Source organism: Mesorhizobium sp. M0800 (assembly GCF_040320095.1).
Classification (GTDB): domain Bacteria; phylum Pseudomonadota; class Alphaproteobacteria; order Rhizobiales; family Rhizobiaceae; genus Mesorhizobium.
The window spans coordinates 60,471-85,274 of sequence record NZ_JAMYOZ010000013.1; the positions used below are offsets into that span (position 1 = coordinate 60,471).

Sequence of the window (24,804 nt, forward strand, 5' to 3'; positions counted from 1 at the left end):
GTAGCCTTCGCAATGTCCATTGACGACTGGGAAGGTTTGTGTCACTAGCCGTGACATGAATTCACAAACGATGACTCAGAAATACGAGAGCCCGCTGCGGGCAGAGCAGGCGCAGGCCACGCGCGAGCGCATCCTCGCGTCCATTCGAACGATTCTGGAGCAAAATCCGTACAGCCTCCTTGGCTTCGATGAGGTTGCCGAGGTTTCGGGCGTAAACCGACGGACCATCTTCCGCCATTTCCCGACGAAGGAAGCGCTTTTGGAAGCCTTTTGGGCCAGCACCAATGCCTCGCTGGGAGTGCGGTTCTGGCCTGAGCGGGAGCAGGATCTGATCGATCTTCCTCCCGACCTTTTCGCCTCGTTGGACGCAATCGAAGGCGTAGTCAGAGCCTCGCATGCGAGCGCTACCGGGCGCGAGATGCGCCTGCAAGCCAATGGTGAGCGGCAACGTGCCTTTCAGAGCAGCCTTTCGCAAGTCGCAAACGGAATGGACCCGAAGGCGGCGCGCCAGCTTGAGGCCGTGATCCAGCTCCTGTTCAGCGCCACTGCCTGGCAGACGATGAAAGACTACTGGGGTCTTACCGGCCGTGAGGCCGGAGAGGCAGCCGCCTGGGCAATTCGCGCCTTGCTCAATGCGGCAAAATCGCAGCAAGGCGCTGTTCGAAAGGAAAAAGCAAGTGACTTGGCATAAGACCAAAGCGACGGTCCATCCGGCCGATTCGGTTCAAGGCTTCTGGGTGATGGGCGATCAGGTCGCTGTCCGGGCAAAGCTCGCTGGGACGGCACTCAACGTGATCGACGTCACGGTACCTCCTGGAAGCGGCACGCCGCCCCACACGCATCCTTCCGCGGAAATTTTCCGCATTCTCGAGGGCACCCTCACGATATGGACAATGATCGATGGGGTCGCGCAAGAATATGAGGTGGAACCCGGTGATGTCGTCACCATTCCGGGCAACGCGCCCCATGGCTATCGCAATGCTGGTCCCGTGCCGGTTATTTTCATGGCGATCGTCGACGACGAGATGATCGCATTCTTCGAAGAGGCTGCATCCAAGGACGCGCCCTCCGGCCCGCCGACCGCTGGCATGATTAACCGCGTGATCGAGCTTACCGGACGCCACGGGATCCGGATCCTGCACGCGGCCTGACCGGCGAAACCGTTGCGCCAGGATTTGACCTGGAAGACGGTGCCTTATGCCGCCTAAATCCAGCAGTCCATCCCTCCAGGTCGAAGCGGGCGTTCGCGCGATAGCCGCGACAAGCCGTCGGCTGGATGGACGTCTCGTTTGCTGATCCACACACTGCCTTCACAGTTGGAGAGCGCCTCTATGCTGCCATCGTCGCCAGAGCCGCCGTTCGCACTACGGCTTGAATCGGCCGTGTCGAAAACATCAGCAAAAACGGCGCCCTTGGCGTGGGAGCCGAGGGCGCCGCGGGACCGGAACCTGATGGGGGTTATCAGGTGGCCGGTTTCTCGGGCAGCGGCGAGATCGGCATTCCCGGGCCGATCTTCTGCAGATTGCCGGTAATCACCCGGTCGCCTTCGGCCACACCGCTCAAGATGGCGACCTGATCGCCATTGGTCGGTCCGAGCGAAACGATACGCTGGTCGACCGTGTTGTCCTTGCCGACGACATAGAGGTATTTGCCGAGCTGGCCTGAGCCGAGTGCCGTCTGCGGTACCATCAGCGCATCGGGCTGCTCTTTGACGTGCAGCCGGACGCGGACATACTGCCCGGGGAGCAGCGTGAACTTGCCGTTACCGACCGTCGCCCGTGCCGTGATCGTGCCGGTCGAGCGATCGATCGTGTTGTCTATGAAGGTAAGATCGCCCTTCTGGCGCGGTTCCGTTTCACCGGGAAGCAGGACGTCGACGCTGATCGGTCCTGCGGCGCGGGCCTCCTCGATCTGGGCCAGGTCCGTTTCGCTCGGATTGAAGGTGACGTAGATCGGATCGAGTTGCACCAGCGAATTGAGCACCGTGCCGGCGACGCTGACCAGCGTTCCAACGGATGCTTGGCTGCGTCCGATGCGTCCCGCGAACGGGGCACGGATTTCGGTATAGCTCAAATTGAGCTCGGCGGTCCGTACGGCGGCTTGATTCACGGCGAGCGAGGCCTGTGCCCCGCGCAAGGTGCTGGTGCGCTGGTCGAACACGTCCTTGGCGAGATAGCCGCTCTTGGCGAGCTCGCTGCCTCGCCCGAGATTGGAGCGCGCATAGTCGAGCGTTGCCGTGTCGCGCTGGACCTGCGCCTTCGCCTGCTCGAGGGCAGCCTGGAAATCCTCCGGCGCGATCTTGTAGAGAAGGTCGCCCTTCGCAACGTCGCTGCCGTCGGTGGCGACCTGCTCTTGCAGATAGCCCGGCACGCGCGCCTGCAGCGTGATGCTGCGGATCGGCTCCACCCGGGCGGCGTAGTCGAGATAGATCGGGATCGTCTTCTTGACGACGCTCACCACCGGCACCGGCATGACAAAGGCTTCCGGCTTGGGTGTCGCCGCCCCGGCTGTGCCCGCGTTGAGGCTGAGGCTGCCCATGTCGAGCAGGTGAACGCTCGCCACCGAAATCGCCCCAAGGGCGACGGCCGTTCCCAGCGCGATTTTCCATTTACGCATGATCAATTCTCCAGTCCTATTCGGCCGCTTCGGCCAATGGCTCGAAGGCGGGTTCGGCAGTTGGTTGTTCGGTCGCTTCGGAAACCGGTTCGCTCTCGCTGCGGCGCTCGCGCAGCTGCTCGATCACCGCATAGAAGACCGGCACGAACACCAGCGACAGGATCGTCGCCGCGACCATGCCGCCAAAGACGGTGGTGCCGATCGACTGCCGGCTCGCCGCACCCGCACCCGTGGCGAACATCAGCGGCAGCACGCCGAGGATGAAGGCGAAGGCTGTCATCAGGATCGGCCGCAGCCGCAGCCGCGCCGCTTCCATTGCGGCGTCGACGATGCTGAGGCCTTCTTCGCGCCGGCGCCGGGCAAACTCGACGATCAGAATCGCGTTCTTGGCCGCCAGTCCGATCAGCATGACGAAGCCGATCTGCGAATAGACGTCGATCTGCATGCCGCGCAGCCACAGCACGACGAATGCACCGAACAGTGCGAGCGGCACCGCCAGCAGCACCATGAACGGCATCGCCCAGCTCTCATATTGCGCGGCGAGGATCAGGAAGACGAAGACGATGGCGAGACCAAAGACGACGGATGCGATCGATCCCGCCTTGAGCTCCTGATAGGTGATGCCGGTCCATTCGTAGCCGAAATCTCTCGGCAATGCCGTGGCAGCGGCACGTTCCATCGCCGCCACCGCCTGGCCGGACGAAAAGCCGGGGGCGGCGCCGCCGTTGATCAGGGCCGACGCATTGTTGTTGTAATGTGGCACGGTCTCGGGGCCGACGACGGGCACAAGCTTGCCCAGCGTGCTCAGCGGCACCATGCCACCCGACGCATTGCGGACATAGAGCCGCGATATGTCGGCCGGACCGGCGCGAGAGTCCTTGTCGGCCTGTATCGTCACCCGGAAGGTGCGGCCGAACAGGTTGAAATCGTTCACATAGAGCGAGCCGAGATAGATCTGCAGCGTATTGAACACGTCCGGCAGGTTGAGCCCGAGCAGCTTCGCCTTGGCGCGATCGAGATCGTAGTTGAACTGCGGCGTCGAGGTCGAGAAGGACGAGAACAATTGCTGCGGGTTGAGCTCCGGCTGCTTGCGCGCCTCGGCAATCACGGCTTGCGTCGCATCGTTGAGCGCCACGCTGCCGCGCCCGGTCAGGTCCTCGACCTGGAACTCGAAGCCACCGGTGGTGCCGATGCCCGGGATCGACGGCGGGTCGAAGCTCAGCGCAAAAGCCTCCGGAATTTGCAGCAGCTTGTTGCGCACGTCGGCGACGAGCTTAGACGCGCTCTGATCGGGGCCGCGTTCGTCCCATGGCTTCAGGATAGCGAATTCGACCGCCGAATTCGACTGCGCGGCACTGGTCAGGAAGTTCAAGCCGCTGATCGAGCCGACGATGTCGACGCCGGGCGTGTTTTGCAGGATGTCGCGTGCCTTTTGCGCCACCGCGTCGGTGCGTTCCAGCGAGGCCCCGTCGGGGAGCTGGATGACGACGAAGAAATAGCCCTGGTCCTCGACCGGAAGGAAGGTCGAGGGCAGGCGCTGCCAGACGAAATAGGTCGCGACAAGTCCGGCCGCGAACACGCCGAGCATGATCCAGCGCAGGCGGATGAGAATACGGACCCCATTCGCATAGGCATGCGCCAGCCGTTCGAAGCCCATGTTGAACCAGCGGAACAGCACGAACTGTGTTTCCGGCCGGTGGCGCAGGAAGGCCGCGCTGAGCGACGGGGTAAGCGTCAGCGAGACGAAGGCCGAGATGCCGAAGGAGATCGCCACCGTCAGGGCGAACTGGTTGTAGAGCCGGCCGGACACGCCGGGAATGAAGGCGACCGGCACGAACACAGCCATCAGCACGGCGGTCGTGGCGATGATCGGGCCAGTGACCTCGGCCATCGCCGTTCGCGTGGCAGCCAGCGGTTTGAGGCCGGCCTCAAGTTGGCGTTCGACATTCTCGACGACGACGATGGCGTCGTCGACGACGAGGCCGATCGCCAGCACCATGCCGAGCAGGCTGAGCATGTTCAGTGAGAAGCCAAGCATGTGCATGACGGCCAGCGTCGCCACCAGCGACACCGGAATTGCGATCGTCGGGATGATCGTGGTGCGCCAGCTTTGCAGGAAGATGAACACCACGGCGACGACCAGGACCAGCGCTTCGCCGAGCGTGATCAGCACGTCGTGCATTGAGGCCGAAACGAAACGTGTCGTATCGTAATGCATGGCATAGCTGACGCCCTTCGGGAAACGGGCCGACAGCTCCTGCATCTTGTCCTTGACGCGCTGCTGCAGATCGAGCGCGTTGGACCCCGGCATCTGGTAGACCGCGAGCACCACCGTCGGGTCCTTGCCGAAGAAGGCCGACGACGAATATTGCAGCGCACCGAGCTCGATGCGCGCAACGTCGCGCAGCCTGACCAGTGAGCCGTTGGCGGTATTGGCCCGCACGACGATGTCGCCGAACTCCTTGGGATCGCTCAGCCTGCCGACGGCGTTGACCTGCATCTCGAAGGCGGTGCCGGCCGGAGCCGGCGACTGCCCGATCTTGCCGGCCGCCACCTGGACGTTCTGCTCGGCGACGGCGTTCTGCACGTCGACGGCAGTAATGCCGAGATTGGCGAGCTTGTCGGGGTCGAGCCAGATGCGCATCGAATAGCGCCGCTCGCCGAAGATCTGCACGTCGCCGACGCCGGGCAGGCGCTTCAGCGGATCGACCACCTGCAGATAGGCGAGATTGCTCAGCGCGACCGGGTTGACGGAACCGTCCGGCGAGGTGAGGTCGACGATCAGGACGAAGTTCGGGTTCTGCTTCTTGATCGTCACGCCGCCCTGATTGACGATGGCCGGCAACGAGGAAGCCGCCTGCGAAACGCGGTTCTGGACGTCGACGGCCGCCGTGCTCAGATCGTAGCCGACGTCGAAGGTGATGGTGATCGTCGAGGAGCCGTCATTGGAGCTCGACGACGACATATAGGTCATCCCCTGGACGCCGTTGATCTGCTGTTCGAGCGGCGTCGTCACCGTGTCGGCGACGACCTGCGCGCTGGCGCCCGGGTAATGGGCGCTGACCACGACCTGGGGCGGCGTGATGTCGGGAAACTGCGAGACGGGCAGGAGGAAATAACAGATCGCTCCGGCGAGCACCATGATGATGGCGATAGCCGACGCAAAGATCGGACGATGAATGAAGAAGTTTACCATGATATGCACGCCTCGCCCGATGCTCTGGCCCGGCCAAACGCCCTGGCTACCCTGGAAAGCCGCCGGCTGCGTGTTGAGCCGGAATCTTCGAGAAAGCCGAAATCTTCAAGGCGGCGCGGCGCATTGCGGCGCTCGGCCTGTTCGTCCGCCAGCGCACGCAGCATCGCCTCGAAGGACCGCGGGTCGACGCGGTCGGCCCTCATCAGCATGCGGATCATCGGATCCCTTACGACTTCATCGATCGTCAGATCATTGCGCTGCGACATCGAAGCGGCTCCTGGTTTTTGGTATCCGCGGCAAGCCGCGGATCTGGTGTTTTCTTGCTCGCCGGCCGAGGCCGTGAGGTGCGGTTCGTCCCCTTGCCGATCGGGGCAGGGCTGATGGCCGGCACTTGCGAGTTTGACATGATGCAATGCGGGTGTTACAGGTAAGTAACATCTCTAACGTTACAGACCGGTAACACCCTAGTCAAGAGGTGCACCGAGGGAATTTCGGGAAACGCAATCACGGAGGTTTTGATGACAGACGTTGTTGTGGAGCGTGTTCGCCCCCGGGACAGGATCCTGGAGACGGCACGGGACATGTTTCACAAGCATGGCATTCGCGGCGTCGGCATCGACGCCATCACCGAGGCCGCCGGCACCAACAAGATGACGCTCTACCGGCATTTCGAGTCCAAGGACGACCTGATCATCGAATGTCTGCGGGCGACCGCCTGCAGCGCCAACGCGATGTGGGAGAAGTTCGAGGCCGAGAATCCGGGCGACAAGCTGGCGCAGCTGCACGCCTGGGTCCGGATGGCGGCCGATTGCCTGATGTCGGATCGCCGCGGTTGCGACATGGCCAACGCCGCCATCGAGCTGAGCGAGGCCGATCATCCGGCAAGGCAAGTGATCAAGGAACTCAAGGAAGCGCAGCGCGAGCGGCTGGTCTCGCTGTGTCGCGATGCCGGCATCGGACAGGCCGAGCTTCTTGCGGACACGCTGTCGCTGTTGCTCGAGGGCGCCCGCGTCAGCCTGCAAAGCGTCGGCGCCGAGGGCCCGAGCGCGCAGTTCGTCCGCATGGCGGAAGGCCTGATCACGTCTTTCAGGGCCAGATAGTCTCGCAAGCGGCGAAACGATACGTGGCGTTTCGATTGCGGGCCGCGCCGCCGGGTGATGTCTCGTCCCATCGCGATGTGCCATCTCGCGTCTCCTGTGCCGATCCTCCGCACCATGGCCGGCGCGGCGTTGATTGCTGGTCGTGAGGCAGGATAGGGCCGCCGGCGAACCGGTCAGAGTGACAAGTGTGACAGGATTCCGCCCGACAAGCCGCGGCGGTCGCAGCGAAGCTCATCGATCCGCGGATCAGCAATCGTGTCCGGTGCCAGTCACGATCCCAGCATCGCCCCCTATCCCGGAGCCGGAACAAAAAAAGCCCGCTGCCGGGAGGAGGTGGCAGCGGGCTCGATTTCGAATACGGCACGGGAGGAGGTGTACCGCACTCAGCGTCGGCATCGCATCTGGGAGGAGTAGATGGCCGACACCTACGAAACTATCGATTGCCCAATGATTCGGCAACCACAAAAGTTGCATAGGTGATGTGCAGATTTGCGGTATCAACCGAATTTTAACGATCCACTGGCCCGAGCCATCGCCGTCGACATCACCGCACCGGGACATTTTCCTTGAAGATCAGGCGCGGCTCGATGAATTTCCGCGTCAGATAGGGCGCCGACGAGGCGATCGAGCCGAGCAGGCGAATGACCGACTGTTCGGCAATCAGCCGCGCATTCTGGTCGATGACGACGTCGAGCAGATCGTCGACGAGATAGCCGCGCGTCTCGCGCGTCAGATCATGGCAGATGAACACCGGCTTCGTCTGCGGCCTGACTTCGAGCAATGCTTTTGCCACGCCCGAGCGCCCGGCGCCGATACAGTAGATGCCGAGCAGCTCCGGCTCGTTGTGCAGCGCCTTCATGGTCGCGGTATAACTGGCCTCCGGCTCGTCGTTGATCTCGACGGCGCTGGTGACGGTTAGGTTGGGGAACTCCTCGCCGAGCACGGAGCGAAAGCCCATCTCGCGTTCCTCATGGCCGCGGTAGGAGCGTGAACCGACGACCATCGCCAGATGGCCCTGGCGGCCGCCGAGGAACCGTCCCATCAGCAGCGCCGCCGTACGGCCGGCCACCCGGTTGTCGATGCCGACATAGGCCGAGCGGGGCGCGCCCGGAACATCGGACACCAGTGTGACCAGGCGGATGCCGGCCTCGACGATCTCGCGCAAGATGTTGCGCGTTCTCGGGTGATCGACGGCAATGACGCCGACACCGTTCGCCTTGAGCGAGAGGTTTTCGACGGCCGCCTGCAAGGCACTCGGCGAGATGCCGGCGAGCTTGTGGATGCGGCAGGAGGCGACCAGCGGCAGGCGCGCCGCATAATCCTCGATGTGCCTGGCCAGATCGGCCATGAAGGCATTGCTGCCTATCGGCAGGAAGAATTCGAGATGCGCCGGCCGCGAGGGCAACGCTACCTGGTCGACCACCGGCAGATAGCCGAGCTGCTTGGCCGCCTCCATCACGCGCTGCCGGTTGGCGGCACTGGCTCCCGGCCGGTTGTTGAGCACACGGTCGACCGTCGCGGTCGACAGGCCGCAGCTCCTGGCAATATCCGAAACGCTGGCTTTCATGTCGCAACCATGTGGCGATGCGATCCAGTGCCTCGACGATCAGGCCGACCCCCGGCTGCTCAGCCGGGCCGTTGCGTGCCCTCGACCAGCGCGTCATGGATCTCCTTGTCCGACATGCCGGTGATGACGCGTTCGACTTCGGCGACGCTGGTCTTCTTCGGGTCGATATCGTCGGCGACCACCTTGCCGCGGCGCATGACGACGATGCGGTCGACCACCTGGAAGACATGATGGATGTTGTGGGCGATGAAGATGCAGGAATGGCCGGAATCGCGGGCACTGCGCACGAAGCTCAGCACGCCTTGCGTTTCGGCGACGCCGAGATTGTTGGTCGGCTCGTCGAGGATGATGAGATCGCTGTCGAAATGCATGGCGCGCGCAATCGCCACCGCCTGCCGCTCGCCGCCGGAGAGCGAGCCGATCGGCGTCGTCGGCGGGATGTTCTTCGAGATGCCGACCTGCTTGAGCAGGTCGCGGGCAACCACGTTCATCGCCTCCTGGTCCATGCGGTTGAGGAAACGCGGCGGCTTGATCGGCTCGCGTCCGAGGAACAGGTTGCGGGCGATCGACAGCTGCGTCACCAGCGCCGAGTCCTGGTAGATCGTCTCGATGCCATGGGCGATGGCGTCGCTGGTACTGCGCAAATTCACCTTCTTGCCGCGGATGAAGATGTCGCCGCTGGTCAGCGGGACCGCGCCCGACAGCACTTTGATCAGCGTCGACTTGCCGGCGCCGTTGTCGCCGAGCAGGCCGACGATCTCCCTTTCGTTGACATGGAAATTGGCATCAACCAGCGCCTGCACGCGGCCATAGGACTTGCGGATATTTTCCATGCGGACAAGCGGTTCGGCCATGGTTCAAGTCCCTGCCTGATGCCGGCGTTCCAGCCATGAATGGAGCGCCATCATGCCGAGGATGATGGCGCCGATGAAAATATTGTAGGCAAGGCCCGGCACACCGATCAGCACGATGCCGTTGCGCATCACGCGCAGGATCAGGATACCGAGCACCGTGCCGATGATTGTGCCCCGCCCGCCGGTCAGCGCCGTGCCGCCGATCACCACCATGGCGATGACTTCGAGCTCGTAGCCGGTGCCGCTGTTGGGGTTGGCCGCCGAGGTGCGCAGCGAGGAGATGACGCCGGCAAGCGAGGCCAGGATCGACGACAGGATGAACAGGCCGATCTTGACACCGCTGACATTGACGCCGCGCGCCCTTGCAGCACTCGGGTTGCCGCCGGCTGCCTGGATCCAGTTGCCTGTCCGGCTCTGCGTCAGCACGTAACCGAGCGCGATTGCGGCGGCGATGAACCAGAACAGCGACATGTAGATACGGAACGGCCCGATGAAGAAATCGCCGACCAGGGCTTCCGCCAGCCAGCTGCCCTCGGCGCTCCAGGTCCGCTGCGGAAACCCGTTGGTGACGAACAAAGCGGTGCCGCGCACCACCAGCAGCATGCCCAGTGTCACCAGGAAAGACGGGATCTTCAGCTGCGTCACGAACCAGCCATTGACCAGTCCAATGAACGCAGCGACCACCAGCGCAATGACGAAGGCGGCTTCGAGCGAGGCGACGCCGCTGTTGAACAACGTCCACATCAGGACCGGTGAGAAGCCGAACACCGAGCCGACCGAGAGGTCGAATTCGCCTGATGTCATCAACAGCGTCATCGCCAGCGCGATCAGCCCGAGCTCGACCGTGAAGGCCAGCGTGTTCGAGATGTTTTGCGGCGACAGGAAGTCGTGGTTGATGCCCCAGAACACAGCGATCTCGATGACGAGCAGCACGAACGGCCCGAACTCGGGCCGCGCGATCGAGCGTTGGATAAGAGAACGATTTTCCACCTTGGACCCGCGATAGGATTGGATTTGGCCGAGACCGCAACCGGCTTCGGCGGAATGATGAGACAGTCACGGCCGCCGAAGCGGCCGTGACCAACTCGATCGCGGATTTATTTGCCGGACAGGATCTTGTCGTAGACTGCCGCGGTGTCCTTCTCGTAGAGCGCGCCGGTGATCACGTCGAAGCCGGGCGGAATACCGCTCGCCGCCATGTTGGCGAGCGAGAGCGCGACGTAGCTGGTCGCCTGCGGATCCTGCCACTGGCCGGCATTGACGTAGCCGTTCAGCACTTCCTGGGTGGTGTCGAGCGAGTTGCCCCAGCCGACGACCGGGATTTCGCCCGGCTTGACGCCGACCTGGTCGAACACCCGCTTGATCGAACCGGTGACAAGGTCGCCGAGGCCGATAACCGCCTTGACCTTGGCTCTGTTGGCGGTGAGGTAATCGACCATGCGGTTGATCACTTCGGCCTGGTCGAGCGTCGCTTCGGTGATTTCATAGGTGATGCCGAGCGGCTCGAAGACGCTCTTGATGCCTTCCTCTTCCTGGACGCCATAGGTAGCGCCGGGAATTTCGACCGGCATCCAGACGAAGTCGCCCTTCTTCACCAGGCCCTTGTCGACCAGATACTGCGCCCAGTGCTTGCCGAAGGTGACGTTGTCGCCGCCGACATAGGCGTTGAAGTCCGCCTTCGGGTCGGGCGTGTTGAAGTTGATGATCGGGATGTTCGCCGCCCGCGCTTCCTTGACGATCTCGACAAGGCTGCCCGGATCAGGGCTGGTCGTGGTGATGCCGTCGGCCTTGGCGGCGATTGCGGCGCGGACGGCTTCCTGCTGCGACGCCACGTCGCCATTGTGGAACGACGTGTTGACGGTATTGCCGGTGTCCGTCGCCCATTGCTTGGCCCCGGCAAGGAAGTAGGTCCAGACCGGATCGGCCGGGCCGCCATGCGAAATCCAGTAGAACGTCTTGGCCTGTGCCGCGGCCGGAATGGCCAGCGCCACCACCAAGCCAAGTACAAGCAGTCTTAGCCTCGTCAGCATTTGATTTCCTCCCATTTGAACCGAACTCCTCCTCCGACGACGATCGCGGCCAAAAACCGTGCGCGGCCAAAGCCGTGATCGCATTTGCCAGCGTCGACCTGGGCGCATTAGAGCATTCCCTTTTTCGATCGATGGCAAGCCTCGATTGCCAATGGACGTTGGCGCAAAGCACCACGCCATCAGCAATCCCATCAGATTGCATCAGTTTGGCTGATATTTTCCAGGCGGCCGACGATCGGCCTTGCGACCGTCATGCAATGCTGCGCGGCGGCGCGCCGAGCACGGATTGCTCTAGGTCGATAAGCGTCCCGGTCATCAGCCCGGAGGCGTCGCTGAGCAGGAACAGCGTTAGCTGGGCGACTTCGTCCATGGTCAGCAATCGACCAAGCGGCAGGCCGGTGGCGGCGATCTTTGCCCAGTTTTCGCCCTTGCCCAGCGTGCTCGCCTGCATCTCTTGTTCGGCCGGCGTCGCTACCCAGCCCATGTTGATGCCGTTGACGCGGATGCGATCGGAAAGATGCGCGTTGGCAATGTTTCTGGTCAGCGTCGAAAGCGCGCCCTTGGTTGCGGAATAGATGGCAAGGTCCGGCGCACCGCAATGCGCATTCACCGACAGTATGTTGACGATGGCGCCCGCCGCCCGCCGTGTCTTCATATCGGCTACGGCCCCCTGCATGAGGAAGAACGGCGCGCGCGCATTGACGGAAAACAACCTGTCCCAGTCGTCGATTGTGCCAGTTTCCAGAGAGGCCCGGTCGGTGAGGGCCGCGGCGTTCACCAGACAATCGATGCGGCCGAGTCTTTTGATCGCTTCCGCCATGACAGCTGCAGGCGCGGCCGGATCTCCAAGGTCGGCCTGGATGAAGACGACGGGCCGGCTTGGTCGTGAAAGCTCTTCGGCGATGCGTCTGCCACGCTCGGCATTGCGGCCGACAATGGCGATCCCTTCGCCGCCGTCGGCTGAGGCCAGCCGGGCGATGGTCTCGCCAAGCCCTTGCGTTCCGCCGGTAACGACAAGGGTCTTGCCCTCAAGAGCGACGATCAATGGACTCTCCCGAATGCCGACGACCAGGTAATTTCCAATCAGAGAATTCTAGAATCTATCGGATGTTGGGCTGGGGGACTAGATGAGGTCGGCCCTGGCGAGGTCGCGCATCAGGTGGCTGGCGCCGTAGGTCCAGTGTGGGCAGTCGGGCGACAGCCGCACGCGGTTGACCAAGGCGCCGAATTTCTCCGACGAGATGGTGACGATGTCGCCGACCTTGTGGGTAAAGCCCTTGCCTGTTTCGCCGCGATCCTTCGACGGCACGAACATGGTGCCGAGATAAAGCGCCAGCCCGTCGGGGTATTGATGATGCGGCCCCATGGCGGCGGCGACCAACTCTTCCGGCGAGCGGCTGATCTCGGCCATCGAACTGGCGCCCTCCAGCGAGAACCCATCCTCGCCTTCGACCTTCAGGCGTACGATCGCCTGCTTCACGTCGCCGATGGAAAACGTCTCATCGAACAGCCGGATAAAGGGGCCAAGTGCTGCCGAAGCGTTGTTGTCCTTGGCTTTGCCGAGCAGCAGCGCCGAGCGCCCCTCGACGTCGCGCAGATTGACGTCGTTGCCGATCGTCGCCCCGACAATCCTGCCGCTGCTGGCGGCAATCATGGCGATCTCCGGCTCCGGATTGTTCCACGTCGAAACCGGATGCAGGCCGACATCGGCGCCGAAGCCGACCGAGGCCATCGGCTGGCATTTGGTGAATATCTCGGCGTCGGGGCCGATGCCGACTTCCAGATATTGCGACCAGGCGCCGCGCGCTATCAGCTTGGCCTTGATCTCCATCGCTTCCGGCGAGCCGGGCTTGAGCTTCGACAGATCGTGGCCGATCAGCCCGGCGATGTCGGCGCGAATGGCGTCGGCCTTTTCCGCCGAACCGCGCGCCTGCTCCTCGATCACCCGTTCGAGCAAGCTGACGACAAAGGTGACGCCAGACGCCTTGATCGCCTGCAGGTCGACGGGGGACAGCAGGTACGGTTTCCCTGGATCGCGCGCTGTCTCGAAACTGTTGGCGGCAATGGCATCGAGCGGGCCGATCGGCCGCCCCTTGGCCGAGCGGACGTGCCCCGCCGGATCCGGCAATTCGCAAACGTCGCGTACGGTCGGTGCCACATTTGACGTGATGTCGAAGACCGTGCCGTCACGCACCGTGACCACCAGCGGATGGGAAGCATCGCTCGCCCGGGCGCGGCCTACGAAGAGGCCTTCGGCGGGCAAATGTGTGGCGTTCGTCATGGCTTACATTTCCTGTTGTCTTGTCCTTCGGCCGCGGCACTTTCAACAAATTCCCGCCAAAGGTCTATCCCGCTTGCAGGGCGAGCTTTGTCAATTCTTTCAAGCGGTCTTCGCATCGCTGGACCTTGATCGAGCTTGACGTGCGCCAATGGCGAGGGAAAACGCTCTTTCAAAATAATGAAACCGTCGCTAGGGTTTTCACCTACTGAAATCTCCAGGTGACGCTTGCCCGTACGGTTTTCCGATCCAATCTGGCAGAAGCCGCGGACGGCCACCGCCTTCCAGTCGCTTTTTCCAACCGGCCAATGCGTCGATGTCGTCATTGTTGGCGGCGGTATCATGGGGCTGTCGACAGCCTTGCACGCTGCCCGGCTCGGCCTTGCCGTCCAGGTGCTGGAGGCCGGCGAAATTGGCAATGGCGCATCCGGCCTGAACGGCGGTCAGGTCATTCCCGGCCTGAAATACGGTCCGGACTGGCTGCTGGAGCATTTTGGTCTCGAACGCGGCGAAGCGCTCGTCAACTTTGCCGCCTCGACCGCTGACACCGTCTTCGAATTGATCCGCGACGAAAGACTGGCGGTGCCGTTCGTCCGCAATGGCTGGATCCAGGCCGCGCATACCGAGACCGCGCTGAAGGCGGCGGCGAACCGGGATCGGCAGTGGCGCGCCCGCGGCGCCGATGTCCGGCTGCTGAGCGGGACGGAGATCGCGACGATGACCGGCGCGCAAGGCTATCTCGGCGGCTGGCTCGATCGCCGCGCCGGTGTCATCGATCCGCTCGCCTACACGTCGGAACTGGCGCGCGTCGCTGCAGCGGCGGGCGTAAAGATCGCCGAGCGCCAGAACGTGATGCAGATCAGCAAGAATGCCGGCATTTGGCACGTTTCTACGAAAAGCGGCGCCGAACTCAAGGCCAAGGCGATTGTCCTGGCGACCAACGCCTATACCGGCGGCCTGCTTCCCGGCCTCGCCGAGACGATCATCCCGCTGCATTCCTTCCAGATCGCGACGGCGCCGCTATCGTCCAATCTCGCGGCGGCGATCCTGCCGGAAGGGCAGGCGGTTTCGGATTCGCGCCGCATCCTCGTCTATTACCGCAAGACTGCCGATGGTCGGCTGGTGCTCGGCGGACGCGGCCGCATGGCCTTGCCGAACGGCCCGGCCGACTGGGCGCATCTGGAACGCGCGCTGCTGCGGCTCTACCCGGCGCTGTTCGATGTGGCCATTGAAAAGCGCTGGTTCGGCCGGGTGGCAATGACGCCGGACCATCTTCCGCATATCCACGAGCCAGAGAAGGGTCTGCTGGCGGTCGTCGGTTGCCAGGGCCGCGGCATCGGCCTGATGACCGCGCTTGGCGAGCGCATCGCCTCCTACCTGTCGAGCGGCGACACTAGGCAATTGCCGTTCCCGATATCGCCGATCCGGCCGATCCCGTTTCACGCCTTTCGGCAGGTCGGCGTCGCCGCGACCATCGCCTGGTACCGGATGCTGGACGCGTTCGAACGCTGACGTTCATTCCCAAGCATGAAACAGCTTGACAATTTCACAAATATGAAAATAGCTTAATCTATTTCAAATTTCGATGGACAGCCGATGTCGACCATCGTCGTAATGCAGTCGCTGCCGGAAACCCGGTCTTCGCCGGCCTTCCGCTTCGCCATGCTGCTGCCCGGCGGGCTGGTCACCTTCTTGCTGATCCTTTTCGCCCTTGGCCTGGTGTTCTTTCTCGCCTTTCGCGGCAATGACGGCTCGCTGCTGGGGGCTGGTTTCACCCTTGCGAATTTCGTCACTGTGGCCACCGATCCGCTGTACTGGACGGTGACGCTGCGCTCGCTGGGCATCGCCGGCCTGGTGACGCTGGCAACCGTCGTCACCGCCTATCCCGTTGCCTACTATCTGGCTTTCCATGCCGGGCGGCGGCGCGGGCTGCTGCTGTTCCTGCTGACCCTGCCGTTCTGGACCAGCTATCTCCTGCGCGTCTTCGCCTGGAAGATCGTGCTTGCCTATAATGGCGTGCTCAACTCGGCGCTGATCGAAAGCGGCATCTGGTCGGAGCCGACATTGGCCTTCCTTAATACGCCGGCAGCGGTCGTCGTCACGCTCGCCCACGCTTATGCGCCGTTCGCTATCCTGCCCATCTATGTGGCGCTGGACACCATCCCGAAATCGCTGCTCGAGGCCGCTTCCGATCTCGGCGCAAAACCATTCACCAGTTTCCGCCGCATCGTGCTGCCCAATTCGATGCCGGGCGTGCTGGCGGCCGCTCTCGTCGTCTTCGTGCCGACCGTCGGCGATTATGTGACGCCGGCGCTGGTCGGCGGCCCTGCCAGTACAATGATCGGCACACTGATCCAGGCCGAGTTCGGCAAGGCCAATGACTGGCCGTTCGGCGCCGCACTCGCCGTCGCCGTCATGCTGGTCATTCTCGCCGTGGTGCTGGTGGTGCGCTTCGCCGACCGCCGATACGGCAGCCGCACATGAACACGGCGCGCCTGGACGCAAAGCAAGGCGGCGGCTGGCTGGGTGTCTATGTCCTTGCCTATCTGATGTTCCTGTATTTGCCGATACTGCTGATCCCGCTGTTTTCCTTCAACAATTCGATCCAGGCGGCATTTCCGCTGCAAGGCTTCACGCTTGAGTGGTACGGCACACTTTACGGCAATTCGGCGCTGTCCGGTGCGCTTGCCACCAGCCTCGTCATCGGCGCCATTGCCGCCACCGGCGCAACACTCTGCGGCATCACCGTGTCCTATACGGACCTCTACGGCCGCTCGCCGCTGGCCGCCACGATCAGTGCCATTGCGCGGCTGCCGATCCTGATCCCCGGCGTCATCGTCGGCATCTCGCTGTTGATCCTGGTCAATCTCGCCGGTTTCGGGCCGTCGCGCATTGCCATTGTGCTCGGCCATGTATTGGTGGCGCTGCCGACGACGGTGGTGGTCATGCGCAGCCGCTTCGCCGCCATCCCGAAGACCATCCGCGAGGCAGCGCTCGACCTCGGCGCCTCGGACTGGACGACCTTCAGACGGGTGATGCTGCCGCTCAGCCTGCCCGCCATTATTTCGGCGTTCATGCTGGCCTTCCTGACCTCGTTCGACGAGTTCATCGTCGCCTTCTTCCTTGCCGGCACCGAGCCGACGCTGCCGCTTTATATCTGGAGCCAGCTGCGCTTCCCGAAATCGCTGCCGACCGTCATGGCGCTCGGCACGGCGATCCTGGCCGTGTCGTTCGTCATCGCCGCACTCGCCGAAATCCTGCGCCATCGCGGGCTTGCCGCCACCCAGCGGCCAGCGCCCGCCAGCCTGTCAAAACCAGAAGAAACCGAAAGAGGAGAACTGCAATGGCATTCGACTTGAAATCGATAACGACAAAGACAGCGAAAACCGGACTGGCCGCCTTCGCGCTGGCGCTTGCATCGACTGTCGCCTTTGCCGGCGACAAGCTGCAATATTTCACCTGGTCGGGTTACGAGCTGCCCGACTTCAACAAGAGCTTCCTCGCCGCGCACCCTGATGGCGTCGAAGCCGCGATGTTCGGCGACGACGATGACGCCTTCACCAAGGTCAAGGCCGGCTTCCGCCCCGATGTCGCGCACCCTTGCTATGACAAGGTGGCGCGCTGGAACAAGGAAGGCCTGCTGCAGCCGATCGACACCAAGCGCATCAAGAACTGGGATTCGATCTTCCCGGTCTTCAAGAACCTGCCCGACCTGCAGGCCGGCGACGGCAAGGTCTGGATGGTGCCGTGGGACTGGGGCAATACCTCGATCCTCTACCGCACCGATCTGGTGAAGAACCCGGAAGCCAGCTGGAACCTGCTCTGGGACAAGCAATATGCCGGGCGCATGGCGACCATCGATGCCGTCCACGACACACCGGTGGTGGCGGCCCTTCTGGCCGGCGTCAATCCATTCGACATGACACCGGAACAGATGGACAAGGTGGCGGAGAAACTGCGCGAGCAGCGCCGGCTGCTCTCGAACTACACCACCGACATGACCTCGGTCGAACAGGCACTGGCGAGCGGCCAGCTGGTCGCGGCCATGACCTGGAACGCCTCGGCCACCTCGCTGAAGAAGCAGGGCGTGCCTGTAGAGTTCATGAAGCCGAAGGAAGGCATGCTGACCTGGGCTTGCGGTTTCGTCATGCTCAAGGACGCCAAGAACGTCGATCTTGCCTATGACTTCATCAACAGCCGGCTGGAAACGGATTCCGGAAAGTATCTGATCCAGGCCTACGGCTATGGCAGCTCGACCAGCTCGGCTTTCGCCGCCGTGCCAAAGGAGGAGTTGGAGAAACTGCAGCTGCCTTCCGATCCCGAGGTGATGCTGAAGACCACGATCTTCACCGGGCCGATGAAACAGAATGACGAACTCGCCAAGATGTTCGAGAAGGTCAAGGCAGGCGGCTGAGTTCGCTCTTCCTTCTCCCCTTTTGGGAGAAGGTGGATTGGCGCGTAGCGCCAAGACGGTTGAGGGGTGTTGGAAGGAATGAGGCGTTGGTGTTTTCTGGAACACCCCTCATCCGACCGAGCTTCGCTCGGCCACCTTCTCCCACAAGGGGGAGAAGGGAAGAGCGCGCGGCGCCGACCAAAAATACTGTAACAAGGACGAACGAATGGACATGCTGGACGAAGCGGCTGAGAAGCCGAAGGACGACGCCGACGTCAGGGTCGGCCGGCGCGTGCGGGCGCTCAGGCTGGAGCGCAATCTCTCGCTGGCCGAACTTGCCGCCAAAGCCGGTGTCTCGATAGGTGCGCTAAGCCAGATCGAGCGCGGCATGTCGTCATTGCGGGTCCGCGTGATCTGGCCGCTTGCCGCCGCCCTCGATATAGAGCCGTCGGCGCTGATCGCCGACGGCAATGATGTCGGCAACGATCTTTATTGTGTGCGCGCCAACAGCCGGCGTCAGATCCCGGTCAAGTCGGAAGGCATCGCCAAGGCGCTGCTGTCGCCGCCGGCCGCCACGCTGACCGGCATGCTGGTGACCGTGGAAGCCGGTGGCGGCACCGCCGAAGCCTACGCTCATGCCGGCCATGAATTCGGCTTCGTCCTGTCCGGCGAGGTCGAGCTGGTGGTCGATTCGACCAGATACGGGCTGAAGGCCGGCGACAGCTTCGCCTTCAAGAGCACGTTGCTGCATGCCTTCCGCAATCCGGGCAGCGAGCGCTGCCAGATCCTGTGGGTCAACACGACCAAACCGTCCGAGGTTCGCGATGGCGCCTGATCCGCTCGTCCGGCTGGACAAGGTCTCCAAGATTTTCCCCGGCGGCATCATCGGGCTCGACGCCGTCGATCTCGATATTTCGCGCGGCGAGTTCCTGACCCTGCTCGGACCGTCCGGCTGCGGCAAGACCACCAGCCTGCGGGTCATCGCCGGATTCGAGAGCCCGTCGAACGGCAAGGTCCTGCTCGAAGGCCGCGACATCACGGCGCTCAGGCCCTTCGACCGTCCCGTCAATACCGTGTTCCAGGACTACGCGCTGTTCCCACACATGAACGTTGCCGAAAATGTCGGCTTCGGCCTGTCGCTGCGCAAGCTCTCCGGTGCCGAACAGGCAAAGCGCGTCGGCGCAGCGCTCGACATGGTCGGCCTTGCCGAGAAGCTCGGCGCCCGCGTGTCCGAATTGTCGGGTGGCCAGCGCCAGCGCGTCGCGCTTGCCCGCGCCATCGTCTGCGAGCCGCGTGTGCTGCTGCTCGACGAGCCGCTGTCGGCGCTCGATGCGCATCTGCGCGAGCAGATGCAGGTCGAACTGAAGCGACTGCAGTCGCGGCTTGGCACCACTTTCGTCATGGTCACGCACGACCAGACCGAGGCGCTGTCGATCTCAGACCGCATTGTCGTCATGAACAAGGGCCGCATAGAGCAGATTGCGCCGCCGGCGACCCTTTACGATCGACCCGCCACCAAATTCGTCGCCAGCTTCATCGGCACCATGAACCTTCTGCGGTCGCGCTTTGTCGGCCGTGACGGCGAGCGCTTGCGGTTCATCGCCGGCGCTCTGCCGCTGGAAGCGATTTCGGATAAAGGCGAGCTGCCTGGCGAGGGCACGGTGCGCACCATTGGCGTGCGTCCGGAGGACCTTTTGGCCACGACCGAGGCGGCGGCCGGTACTGCACCGGTGCGGGTGAACAGCATCGTCTTTCACGGCCGCACCTTGCGCCTTCATGCAGAGTTGGGGCAGGGGACACAGGTGGTGATCGACGCGCCGCGCCGGACAGAGGGTTTTCAATTCAGCGTCGGCGACGTGGCGCATATCAGCCTGCGCCGTGGTGCCAACTGCCCTATGCTGCCTAGCTAGTCTCACTCATTTCCAGAAAACCGGAGCACGGCCCATGAGCAATCATCTCAATTTTTTCATCGGCGGCAAATGGGTCGGCCCCGTGGTTCCGGCAACGCTGGATGTGATCGATCCGTCCACTGAAGAGGCCTACACCAAAATCTCGGTCGGCTCGAAAGCCGATGTCGACAAGGCCGTGGCTGCAGCCAAGGCGGCATTCCCGGCCTTTTCGCAAACGACCAAGGCCGAGCGCCTGAAGCTGCTGAAGCGTATCCTCGAAGTCTACAATGAGCGCTACGAGGACATCGCCCAGGCGGTCAGCCAGGAAATGGGTGCGCCGATCAGGTGGGCGCGCGAGGCGCAGGCCTGGGCGGGCAGGGCGCACATGGAAGCCACTATCAAGGCGCTGGAGGATTACGAATTCAGCGAGAAGCGCGGCACCACCATGGTGGTCAAGGAGCCGATCGGCGTCTGCGCGCTGATTACACCGTGGAACTGGCCGCTCAACCAGATAGTCTGCAAGGTGGCGCCGGCCATTGCCGCCGGCTGCACCGTCGTTTTAAAGCCTTCCGAAATCGCGCCGATCAGCGGCATCATCTTTTCCGAGGTGATGGACGCCGCCGGCACGCCGAAGGGCGTCTACAATATGGTGAATGGCACTGGTCCGGATGTCGGCCAGGTCATGGCTGGCCATCCCGATGTCGACATGGTCTCGTTCACCGGGTCGACCCGGGCCGGCATCATCGTCGCCAAGACGGCGGCCGAGACCGTCAAGCGCGTCGCGCAGGAGCTGGGCGGCAAATCGGCCAACATCGTGCTGCCCGACGCTGACTTCGAGACGGCGGTGCGCAAGGGTGTCAACGCCTGCTTCGGCAATAGCGGCCAGTCCTGCGATGCGCCGACCCGCATGCTGGTGCCGGCCGCCCGTCACGACGAGGCGCTGACGATCGCCAGGAAGGCCGCCGAAGCGCACAAGGTCGGCGACCCGCGCTCGGAGGAGACCAAGCTCGGGCCGGTGGTCAGCAACATCCAGTTCGACAAGATCCAGCGGTTGATCGAGGCCGGTATCGCCGAGGGTGCGACGCTGGTCACCGGCGGCCCCGGCCGGCCGGAACACCTCAACCGTGGCTATTATGTGCGACCGACCGTTTTCGGCCACGTCAGGCCTGGCATGACCATCGAGAAGGAGGAGATCTTCGGGCCGGTTCTGTCGGTCATCTCCTACGATGACGATGATGATGCGGTGAAGATCGCCAACGACACCGTTTATGGCCTGGCTGCCTATGTGCAGTCCGGGGATATCGACCACGCCCGCAAGATTGCCAGCCGCCTGCGTGCCGGCCAGGTCTCGATCAACTATCCGGAATGGGACACGTTCGCGCCCTTCGGCGGCTACAAGCAGTCCGGCAACGGCCGCGAATATGCCGACTGGGCCATCCACGACTTCCTCGAGATCAAGGGCATCATCGGCTACGGCGCCTGAGCCTTCGACATCTGGCATTGCGCCAACCGTCGAAATTTGTTCCGAGCGTTGGTGCCTCGGCACCGGCGTTCGGCTGAACGGCCACAACGATTGCGTGGCCGCAATGTGAGTGCGAAGCAGGGTCGCCTCAGATCGTCTTGAGATAGCCGGCCAACTGATCCGCCACCGTGCCCCAGCCGTCGTGGAAGCCCATCTCCTCGTGGCTGTTGCGCGTGGCTTCGTCGCGGTGGATGGCGGTGGCGGTGTAGCGCGTCGTCTCGCCATGCGATTGCAGCGCTATGACGGCTGTGATGAATGGGTCGCCTGACGGCCGGTAGCCGGGCAGCAGCGCATCGGTCCACACCAGCCGCTCGTCCTGGACGATCTCGAGGTAGCAGCAACGCCTGTCGTTGACCTCCTTGCCGTCGGGCGACTGCATGCGGGTTCGGAACAGACCGCCGGGCCGCAGGTCGATCTCGCAATCGGTGATGATCCACGGCTTCGGCGTGAACCATTGGCGGACATGCTCGGGTCTCGTCAGGGCCATCCACAGCAGTTCTCGCGGCGCCTCGATCGTCCGTTCGAGCACGAGGTCGAGCTTCGGATCGGGTTGGAACAACGGCACCATATTCATCTGTCTTTCTCCTTGAATTTCAGCACGTAATCGTCGAACTGGTCGAGACGGCGCTCCCACAGCGCACGCTGCTCGGCCAGCCAGTTTTCCGCGAGCTTCAACGGCTCCGGCGCGAGCCGGTAGGTCCTGACGCGGCCGGCTTTTTCTGAATGCACCAGCCCGCAGCCTTCCAGAACCCTGAGATGCTCGATGAAGGATGGCAGGGCCATTTCGAACGGCTGGGCAAGCTCGCTGACCGAGGCGGGGCTTCGGTTCAGCCGCTCGACCACGCGTCGCCGGGTCGGATCGGCGAGCGCCCGGAAAATGCCGTCGATCGGCGGGGGGCTTTCGGTCTGCAGGCCCGTCATGGTCGTTTCTTTGGCTCAAATTAGCTCGGGAAATAGTTAGGAAGATTCCTTACTATTGGCAAGCGCGAAAATCGCGGAGCCCGGCGAGGCCGCTGGAAAACCGAGAGGCGCGGTTTTAGGGTGCCGTCAGATTCGACTGGTCCGAGGACGCGTTTTGACGATCACCATGTACGGCATCACCAATTGCGATACGGTCAAGAAGGCGCGTTCCTGGCTGGCGAGCCACGATGTTGCCTATCGCTTTCACGACTACAGGGCAGACGGGCTTGAAGCGGATCGGCTGAACGGCTGGTCAGGCAAGGTCGGCTGGGAAATCCTGCTCAACAAGGCGAGCACAACGTTCCGTGAACTGTCGGACGAGGACAGACTGGGCCTGGACGAGAAGAAGGCCAAGGCGCTGATGCTGGCCAAACCGACGATGATCAAGCGTCCAGTGCTGGAACTTGGCGACAGGGTTCTCGTCGGGTTCAAGCCCGATGTTTATCAGCAGGCGGTGAGTGGGAAATAGAACCGACCCGCCACGATCCGTTGCGCCCCCCTCTGTCCTGCCAGACATCTCCCCCACAAGGGTGGAGATTGGATGTCGCTTCGGCTTTCGCTAGTCTCCAAAGAAGGGCGCTTTCGGCGAAGCTGCCAATCTCCCTCCTTGAGGGGGAGATGGCCGGCAGGCCAGAGGGGGGCGCTGTCCGGCCGGCGTGACTAATTGATCCCACGTAAATAGCTCGCCAGTGCCGCCGCATTGTTTTGCGCCTCGTCATGGGCGCCGTAGAGCAGCGTCACCTTGCCTTCACGGAGCAAGGCACGTAGTTCCGCCACCGCCTCGCCGTTCCGGTCGAGCTCATCGCGGTATCGCCGCTGGAACTCCGCCCAGCGCGCCGGCTCATGGCCGAACCATTTGCGCAACGCATTGCTCGGCGCGATGTCCTTCAGCCAGACCGTCAGCGCCGCGTCCTCTTTGCGGACGCCGCGAGGCCATATGCGGTCGACGAGCACCCGCTGCCCGTCATCGGGCGCCGGCGGCTCATAGATGCGCTTGACCGCGAGCTCCATTGCCAACTCCGCATGGGCCAGCAGGCGCCGCTGCTTGCTGGCCTTCGCTTAAAGATACCGGGCCTAAACCCACTCGCCCTTGCGCATCACCGGCACGCGGCTGCCGTCCTTATGGACGCCGTCTATGTCGATCTTGTCCGAGCCGATCATCCAGTCGATGTGGATGAAACTCTTGTTGCCGCCGCGTGCCGCGATCTCGTCCTGGCCGAGCGAGGCGCCGTCGACGAAGCACTTCGAATAGCACTGGCCGAGCGCGATGTGGCAGGCGGCGTTCTCGTCGAACAGCGTGTTGAAAAACAGCAGCCCGCTCTTGGCGATCGGCGAGGAATGCGGCACCAGCGCCACCTCGCCGAGACGGCGCGAGCCTTCGTCGGTATCGAGCACCTTCTGCAGCACATCCTCGCCCTTCGTGGCCTTGGCCTCGACAATGCGGCCCGCCTCGAAACGCACCGCAATGCCGTCGATCAAGGTACCCTGATACGACAGCGGCTTGGTGCTGGTGACATGGCCTTCGACGCGCCTTGCATGCGGCGTGGTGAAAACCTCTTCGGTCGGGATGTTGGGGTTGCAGGTGATGCCGTTCTTGGCGGTCGAGGCGCCGCCCATCCACTCGTGGCCGTCGGCCAGCCCGACGGTCAGGTCGGTGCCGGGGCCGGTGAAATGAAGCGCGTGGAAATTGTGGCCGTTCAGCCATTCGGTGCGGCTCTTCAAGGCCGCATTGTGCGCCGTCCAATTGCCGATCGGGTCTTCCACATCCACGCGCGAGGCGGCAAAGATGGCGTCGGCGAGCTTGGCCACGGCGACGTCGTCGGCGTCGTCCGGGAATACCTGCATGGCCCAGGCCTGATCGGGATAGGCGACGATGTTCCAGTTGATGTCGAAGCCGGTGATCTTCTCCAGCGCCGGCTGGTAGGCCATCGAATTCGCCTTGTTGGCACGCGCCACCTTTGCCGGGTCCTGAGAAGAAAGCAGCGACGGATCCTCGCCGCGCACGGCGAGCCTCGCCGCATTGTTGGCGAAGGCTTTTGCCATGCCTTCATAGAGCCAGCCGGCGGCGCGGTCGAAACCGGCGTCGGCGCCGTAGCGGAAGCGCGCGAGCGTGATCTCGTCGTCGTTGAAGATCGGCGTCACCAGGCCGGCACCTGCCTTGTAGGCGTGCTCGACGATCCGCCGCGTCAGAGGCAGCGCGGCGATAGACGAGGTCAGCACCAGATCCTGACCCGGCTGCAATTGCAGCCCGACCTTGACGGCGACCTCCGCCAGTCTGTCGAGCTTCACCGGGTCGATGCTTGCGGAAACGCCGCGCGAATGTGTGGTCATGATCCTGCCTGCCGTGATTGGGGACTGTTTCTTACATAGACCGGCGCTAACGACCTTTCCACCGTGAT

General features: G+C 63.2%; 24 protein-coding genes. 11 read left to right on the forward strand and 13 right to left on the reverse strand.

What is annotated here, in order from left to right:
• The first annotated feature begins 70 nt into the window (after positions 1-70).
• Both NKI18_RS17315 and NKI18_RS17320 read left to right on the forward strand, forming a co-directional pair.
• Complete coding sequence (locus NKI18_RS17315; RefSeq protein ID WP_352455172.1) at positions 71-691, forward strand: TetR/AcrR family transcriptional regulator; 621 nt, start codon at positions 71-73, stop codon at positions 689-691.
• The gene (locus NKI18_RS17320; protein WP_352615183.1) at positions 678-1,151 is read left to right on the forward strand and encodes a cupin domain-containing protein; all 474 of its coding nucleotides are present in this window, start codon (positions 678-680) and stop codon (positions 1,149-1,151) included. The genes NKI18_RS17315 and NKI18_RS17320 overlap by 14 nt, the downstream gene beginning before the upstream one ends.
• A gap of 310 nt (positions 1,152-1,461) precedes the next feature.
• Here NKI18_RS17320 and NKI18_RS17325 read toward each other — a convergent pair whose 3' ends face one another.
• Genes NKI18_RS17325 through NKI18_RS17335 form a run of 3 tightly spaced genes read right to left on the reverse strand, consistent with a single transcriptional unit; the run spans position 1,462 to position 6,078 of the window.
• The gene (locus NKI18_RS17325; RefSeq protein ID WP_352615185.1) at positions 1,462-2,616 is read right to left on the reverse strand and encodes an efflux RND transporter periplasmic adaptor subunit; all 1,155 of its coding nucleotides are present in this window, start codon (positions 2,614-2,616) and stop codon (positions 1,462-1,464) included.
• Positions 2,617-2,632: 16 nt separating this feature from the next.
• Positions 2,633-5,812: an efflux RND transporter permease subunit gene (locus tag NKI18_RS17330; RefSeq protein WP_352615187.1), complete on the reverse strand. Its 3,180-nt coding sequence runs from the start codon at positions 5,810-5,812 to the stop codon at positions 2,633-2,635.
• Positions 5,806-6,078, reverse strand: a complete 273-nt coding sequence (locus NKI18_RS17335) for a hypothetical protein (protein ID WP_352569409.1) — start codon at positions 6,076-6,078, stop codon at positions 5,806-5,808. Before NKI18_RS17335 ends, NKI18_RS17330 begins: the two co-directional genes overlap by 7 nt.
• A gap of 252 nt (positions 6,079-6,330) precedes the next feature.
• Between NKI18_RS17335 and NKI18_RS17340 the strand changes: the two genes are divergently transcribed.
• Positions 6,331-6,912, forward strand: a complete 582-nt coding sequence (locus tag NKI18_RS17340) for a TetR/AcrR family transcriptional regulator (protein WP_352569411.1) — start codon at positions 6,331-6,333, stop codon at positions 6,910-6,912.
• A gap of 544 nt (positions 6,913-7,456) precedes the next feature.
• Here NKI18_RS17340 and NKI18_RS17345 read toward each other — a convergent pair.
• The 6 genes from NKI18_RS17345 to NKI18_RS17370 all read right to left on the reverse strand — a co-directional run bounded on the left by NKI18_RS17345 (position 7,457) and on the right by NKI18_RS17370 (position 13,644).
• Positions 7,457-8,479 (reverse strand): LacI family DNA-binding transcriptional regulator, encoded by a 1,023-nt coding sequence (locus NKI18_RS17345; protein ID WP_352615189.1) that lies wholly within the window; start codon positions 8,477-8,479, stop codon positions 7,457-7,459.
• A 59-nt stretch (positions 8,480-8,538) separates the two neighbouring features.
• Positions 8,539-9,333: an ATP-binding cassette domain-containing protein gene (locus tag NKI18_RS17350; protein WP_023674040.1), complete on the reverse strand. Its 795-nt coding sequence runs from the start codon at positions 9,331-9,333 to the stop codon at positions 8,539-8,541.
• Positions 9,334-9,336: 3 nt separating this feature from the next.
• Positions 9,337-10,323 carry an ABC transporter permease gene (locus tag NKI18_RS17355; protein ID WP_352473389.1) on the reverse strand — a complete coding sequence of 329 codons (987 nt, stop codon included), beginning with the start codon at positions 10,321-10,323 and terminating at the stop codon, positions 9,337-9,339.
• A gap of 107 nt (positions 10,324-10,430) precedes the next feature.
• Positions 10,431-11,363, reverse strand: a complete 933-nt coding sequence (locus NKI18_RS17360) for a substrate-binding domain-containing protein (protein WP_023716807.1) — start codon at positions 11,361-11,363, stop codon at positions 10,431-10,433.
• Positions 11,364-11,613: 250 nt separating this feature from the next.
• Positions 11,614-12,408: an SDR family oxidoreductase gene (locus tag NKI18_RS17365; protein ID WP_352615191.1), complete on the reverse strand. Its 795-nt coding sequence runs from the start codon at positions 12,406-12,408 to the stop codon at positions 11,614-11,616.
• A 78-nt stretch (positions 12,409-12,486) separates the two neighbouring features.
• Complete coding sequence (locus NKI18_RS17370; protein ID WP_352452558.1) at positions 12,487-13,644, reverse strand: fumarylacetoacetate hydrolase family protein; 1,158 nt, start codon at positions 13,642-13,644, stop codon at positions 12,487-12,489.
• A gap of 225 nt (positions 13,645-13,869) precedes the next feature.
• Here NKI18_RS17370 and NKI18_RS17375 point away from each other — a divergent pair, with 225 nt between their 5' ends.
• The 7 genes from NKI18_RS17375 to NKI18_RS17405 all read left to right on the forward strand — a co-directional run bounded on the left by NKI18_RS17375 (position 13,870) and on the right by NKI18_RS17405 (position 21,406).
• Positions 13,870-15,153 (forward strand): NAD(P)/FAD-dependent oxidoreductase, encoded by a 1,284-nt coding sequence (locus NKI18_RS17375; RefSeq protein WP_352615193.1) that lies wholly within the window; start codon positions 13,870-13,872, stop codon positions 15,151-15,153.
• Between the two features lie 84 nt (positions 15,154-15,237).
• A complete protein-coding gene (locus NKI18_RS17380; RefSeq protein WP_352615195.1) occupies positions 15,238-16,125 on the forward strand; it encodes an ABC transporter permease in 888 nt (295 codons plus the stop codon).
• Positions 16,122-17,000, forward strand: coding sequence for an ABC transporter permease (locus NKI18_RS17385; protein ID WP_352615197.1), 879 nt, complete (start codon positions 16,122-16,124; stop codon positions 16,998-17,000). Before NKI18_RS17380 ends, NKI18_RS17385 begins: the two co-directional genes overlap by 4 nt.
• Complete coding sequence (locus NKI18_RS17390; protein ID WP_353020104.1) at positions 16,985-18,055, forward strand: ABC transporter substrate-binding protein; 1,071 nt, start codon at positions 16,985-16,987, stop codon at positions 18,053-18,055. The genes NKI18_RS17385 and NKI18_RS17390 overlap by 16 nt, the downstream gene beginning before the upstream one ends.
• Before the next feature lie 205 nt (positions 18,056-18,260).
• On the forward strand, positions 18,261-18,869 hold the full coding sequence (locus tag NKI18_RS17395; RefSeq protein WP_023674050.1) for a cupin domain-containing protein: 609 nt from the start codon (positions 18,261-18,263) through the stop codon (positions 18,867-18,869).
• Positions 18,859-19,944 carry an ABC transporter ATP-binding protein gene (locus NKI18_RS17400; RefSeq protein WP_352615199.1) on the forward strand — a complete coding sequence of 362 codons (1,086 nt, stop codon included), beginning with the start codon at positions 18,859-18,861 and terminating at the stop codon, positions 19,942-19,944. The genes NKI18_RS17395 and NKI18_RS17400 overlap by 11 nt, the downstream gene beginning before the upstream one ends.
• 34 nt (positions 19,945-19,978) lie before the next feature.
• Complete coding sequence (locus NKI18_RS17405) at positions 19,979-21,406, forward strand: aldehyde dehydrogenase family protein (RefSeq protein WP_352615200.1); 1,428 nt, start codon at positions 19,979-19,981, stop codon at positions 21,404-21,406.
• A gap of 127 nt (positions 21,407-21,533) precedes the next feature.
• Here NKI18_RS17405 and NKI18_RS17410 read toward each other — a convergent pair whose 3' ends face one another.
• Both NKI18_RS17410 and NKI18_RS17415 read right to left on the reverse strand, forming a co-directional pair.
• Positions 21,534-22,019: an SRPBCC family protein gene (locus tag NKI18_RS17410; protein WP_502900712.1), complete on the reverse strand. Its 486-nt coding sequence runs from the start codon at positions 22,017-22,019 to the stop codon at positions 21,534-21,536.
• On the reverse strand, positions 22,016-22,366 hold the full coding sequence (locus tag NKI18_RS17415) for an ArsR/SmtB family transcription factor (protein ID WP_352615202.1): 351 nt from the start codon (positions 22,364-22,366) through the stop codon (positions 22,016-22,018). The genes NKI18_RS17410 and NKI18_RS17415 overlap by 4 nt, the downstream gene beginning before the upstream one ends.
• Positions 22,367-22,520: 154 nt before the next feature.
• On the opposite strand from NKI18_RS17415, the gene NKI18_RS17420 reads away from it, so the two are divergent.
• Positions 22,521-22,874, forward strand: a complete 354-nt coding sequence (locus NKI18_RS17420; protein WP_352615203.1) for an ArsC family reductase — start codon at positions 22,521-22,523, stop codon at positions 22,872-22,874.
• A 191-nt stretch (positions 22,875-23,065) separates the two neighbouring features.
• On the opposite strand, the gene NKI18_RS17425 is transcribed toward NKI18_RS17420, so the two are convergent.
• Together NKI18_RS17425 and NKI18_RS17430 are read right to left on the reverse strand one after the other, a co-directional pair.
• The gene (locus NKI18_RS17425; protein ID WP_352615205.1) at positions 23,066-23,422 is read right to left on the reverse strand and encodes a DUF488 domain-containing protein; all 357 of its coding nucleotides are present in this window, start codon (positions 23,420-23,422) and stop codon (positions 23,066-23,068) included.
• A gap of 57 nt (positions 23,423-23,479) precedes the next feature.
• Entirely contained in the window at positions 23,480-24,736 is a 1,257-nt protein-coding gene (locus NKI18_RS17430) for an aminopeptidase (RefSeq protein WP_352615207.1), read from the reverse strand.
• Between the last annotated feature and the right edge of the window lie 68 nt (positions 24,737-24,804).